This window comes from Streptomyces xylophagus (assembly GCF_000716435.1).
In the GTDB taxonomy this organism is placed as follows: Bacteria; Actinomycetota; Actinomycetes; order Streptomycetales; family Streptomycetaceae; genus Streptomyces; species Streptomyces xylophagus.
Window position 1 is genome coordinate 1 of the sequence record NZ_JNWO01000149.1, and the last position, 419, is coordinate 419.

The 419-nt window shown below is 69.0% G+C and carries 1 pseudogene; it reads right to left on the reverse strand.

The annotated features are described in order from the left end of the window. Positions 1 to 372: pseudogene (locus tag OO70_RS50740) on the reverse strand (hypothetical protein); the annotation flags it as partial. Between the last annotated feature and the right edge of the window lie 47 nt (positions 373 to 419).

Sequence of the window (419 nt, forward strand, 5' to 3'; positions counted from 1 at the left end):
CAGCAGCTCGGCTTCTGCGCGCAGCCGGGCCGCCTCAGCTTGCAGCCGGGCGGTCTCGGTCTGCTGCTCGGCGCGCAGCCGGGCCGCCTCAGCTTGCTGTTCTGCGCGCAGCCGGGCCACCTCGGCCTGCTGCTCGGCCCGGTCTTCGGCGCGTAGTGCCCGGAAGAACTTGACGATCAGGTAGGCGCCGTACCCTCCGGCCGCGGTGAGCAGGATCGTGCTGGCGATGAACAGTGCGGTGTTGATGGGGCGTCCGAGGCGGATGTCGAGGGCGGCGGTGGTGATGCGGGTGGCGACTGGGCTGAGGGCGACGGCGATGAGCAGGCCAAGCGAGATGTAGGCGGCCGGGGTGGGCCGCTTGGGGGTGCGCATGAGAATCACTACTCCAGCTCGATAAGCATTATCAGAGACCCAGAGGT